Raw genomic sequence first — 3,093 nt, forward strand, 5'->3', positions numbered from 1 at the left:
CAAGCGCGGGCTCTCCACGGGGCATGGGGGATCCCTCCTGGACCCCCAAGCCCCATTCCGGCCCCACACTCACTCGCTGCCTGCCCTCCCCCTTTTTGGGCTCGCTGACTTCCCCCTTTGGAATAGCGAGCAATGCGGGACTGCTCAGCTTTCGACCAGTCCGTTGCGGATGGCGTAGACGGTCAACTCGGAATTGTTGGACAGCGCCAGCTTCTCCAGGACACGGGCGCGATACACGCTGACGGTCTTGGGGCTGAGCATCAGCTCCTCGGCGATGTCGGACAGACGCTTGCCGGAGGCAATCATCACCAGCGTCTGCAGCTCGCGGTCCGACAGCTTCTGGTGGGCCTGCTCCGGCGCCGGCGCCGTCAGGCTCTCGACCAGCATCTGCGCGATCTCCGGCGTCACGTACTTGCGGCCCTGCGCCACCGTGCGCACCGCCTGCACCAGCAGTTGCGGGTCACCGCCCTTGTTCACGTAGCCGAAGGCTCCGGCGCGCAGCGCGCGGATCGCGTACTGGTCCTCGGGATACATCGACACGATCAGCACCCGCGTCGTCGTGCCCTCGTCCTTGAGCACGTGCAGGACGTCCAGGCCGCTGCGGCCCGGCATGTTGATGTCCAGCACCAGCACGTCGCACTGCTTGTCGACCGGCAGGCTGCGCATCAGGCTGCGCAGCTCGCCGTAGTCCCCGGCCTCGCCGACGACCTCGATGTCGGGCGCGTCGGAGAGCGTGTCGCGGATGCCGCGGCGGATCAGCGCGTGGTCGTCGCAAAGGATGACTTTGATCATAGGGCGCCCCACGAGGAGGGGTCATGGCCGGCTCCGACGGAGAGCGGCTCGCCGTCCTCGTCGAACTCGAAATCGCCGATGACGCCGCGCAGCGGCACCGACAGGATCAGCGCCGTGCCATGCAGACCGCTGCTCAGGTCGACCCAGCCGCCCACCGTCGCGGCGCGCTCGCGCAGGCCGCGGATGCCGAAGCTGCGGGCCTTGCTCAGGTCGCCCGGCGCGATGCCGTGGCCGTTGTCCTTGATCTCCAGCGTCAGCACGCCGCCCTCCATGCTCAACTCCACCTCGACCCGGGTCGCGCCGGCATGCTTGGACACGTTGGTCAAGGCCTCCTGCGCGCAGCGGTAAGCCACCAGCGGCACGCCAGCCGGCAGCTGGAAATGGTCGCCGACGTGCCGCACCGAGGTCGCAATGCCGGTGCGGCGCTCGAAGCGCGCCGCCAGCCACTGCACCGCTGCCAGCAATCCTTGTTCCAGGATCGCGGGACGCAGGTTGTGCATGATCCGCTGGCTCGATTCGATGGCGCTGGTGACCGTCTCCAGCGCCGACTGCACCCGCTGCTGCACGTCCTCGTCCTTGCTGTGGCGCGCGATCCACGCCAGGTCGAACTTGAGCGCCGTCAGCGAGCCCCCGACGTCGTCGTGGATTTCACGCGCGATCGCGGCCCGCTCCATCTCGACACTGGTCTGCAAGTGCCCCGCCAGCTCGTGCAGCTGCTGCTTGGACTTGAGCAGTTCGCGGTCGGCCTCCTGGCGGGCGAGCTGGGCCTCGCAGGACTCGATCGCATGCAGCAGCGCCGGCGCCAGCCGCGCCAGGTTGTTCTTGAGCAGGTAGTCCGACGCGCCGGTGCGCATCGCCGCGACGGCCGTGTCCTCGCCGATCTCGCCGGACACCAGCACGAACGGGAGCACCAGTTGCCGCTGCTTGATCATGTCCAGCACGACGAGCCCCGAAAACCCCGGCAGGTTGTAGTCGGAAATCACCGCATCCCAGGCCCGGTCGAGGGCGGCCTCGATATCGGGCAGCGTGTCCAGCCGCGTGATTTCGAAACGCAATCCGGCCCGTTGCAGCTGGGCCAGGATCAGTTGGTGATCCAGGTCGGAATCCTCGATATGCAGCAGGCGCAGACAGCGCTCGGCCAGGGGGAGAGTCGGCATGGGCGCGAGTATGCCAAGTTTGTCGCGCATCCCTCATCTGCGCAGGAGACCCCTGGGTTTTATTGATCTGGAAACCGTAGAGTCTTGGGTTTACCCTTATCGAGATTTGTCAGCGTCCAGTCGATCCAAGCTAATGGGACTACTTTGCACGGTTAGTCCCGTCGACAGATGCGTGGCAAAAGCCGAAGATTCTTGCCAGCCGACAAGTCCGGGCGCATGTTTGAGTTGGGCAGACATGACGACGCACCAGGACGCCCTATGTGGAGCCAAGATGCATATCGATGAGACGTCGGTCGAGCCGGAAGGCAGCGGACTGATGCCGCTGCTGGCCGCTGCCGAGCTGCAGGACCACTTGATGACGGTCAACAACGACCTGGAGCGCCTGCAGCGTCTGCTGGACGATGCCTGCGAAGCCCTGTCGACGCATTTCTTCGGCGCGTCGGGCCTGGTCGACCAGATGCGCGAGCGCCTGCCCGACGCCCGTGACCAGGACGCGCTGCAGCAGTTGATGCTGCATCTGGCCGGTGCGATCACGGCGCTGCAGTTCCAGGACATGTCCACGCAGCTGATCGCGCACACGAGCCAGCGGCTGCGCAATTGCTCGGACCAGTTGGCCCGCGACACCTTCGGGGAGGACGAGGACGGCCTGGCCGTCGTCGAGACCGCCCCGCTGCGTCCCAATCCCGTCACCCAGGACGAGATGGACGCGGGATCGATCGAGTTGTTCTGACGATGTTCCGTCGTTCCGTCCGTTAGGTCACGAAAACACCGGCCGCTGTCGGCAGATCGCCGTCAAGGCCCTCAAGAATCTTCAGGTCCACCCGAAAACCGCTTGTCATCCGGAGAACCAAAAATGCCCTCGATCCTCGCCGTAGACGATTCGGCCTCCATGCGCCAGATGGTCTCGTTCACCCTCAAGAATGCGGGTTTCAACGTCGTGGAGGCGGTGGACGGGCAGGACGCCTGGGAGAAGTCGTCGCAACGCGATTTCGACCTGGTGCTGACCGACCAGAACATGCCCCGGATGGACGGGATCAGCCTCACCAAGAAGCTGCGCGACAACCCCAAGTTCAAGACCACGCCGATCCTGATCCTGACCACCGAGTCCAGCGACCAGATGAAGCAGGCCGGCCGCGCCGCCGGC

The 3,093-nt window shown here is 65.7% G+C and carries 4 protein-coding genes; 2 read left to right on the forward strand and 2 right to left on the reverse strand.

Annotated elements, in window-relative coordinates; translation table 11 throughout:
- Positions 1 to 144: 144 nt before the first annotated feature.
- Complete coding sequence (locus FUT87_RS19000; protein WP_091722286.1) at positions 145 to 792, reverse strand: response regulator transcription factor; 648 nt, start codon at positions 790 to 792, stop codon at positions 145 to 147.
- A complete protein-coding gene (locus tag FUT87_RS19005; RefSeq protein ID WP_147242040.1) occupies positions 789 to 1,949 on the reverse strand; it encodes a histidine kinase in 1,161 nt (386 codons plus the stop codon). Before FUT87_RS19005 ends, FUT87_RS19000 begins: the two co-directional genes overlap by 4 nt.
- Positions 1,950 to 2,220: 271 nt before the next feature.
- On the opposite strand from FUT87_RS19005, the gene FUT87_RS19010 reads away from it, so the two are divergent.
- Together FUT87_RS19010 and FUT87_RS19015 are read left to right on the forward strand one after the other, a co-directional pair.
- Complete coding sequence (locus FUT87_RS19010; protein ID WP_091722278.1) at positions 2,221 to 2,679, forward strand: hypothetical protein; 459 nt, start codon at positions 2,221 to 2,223, stop codon at positions 2,677 to 2,679.
- Between the two features lie 123 nt (positions 2,680 to 2,802).
- The coding region (locus FUT87_RS19015; protein ID WP_147242041.1) for a response regulator at positions 2,803 to 3,093 on the forward strand (291 nt) is incomplete at its 3' end.

It is taken from the genome of Mitsuaria sp. TWR114 (genome assembly GCF_007997345.1).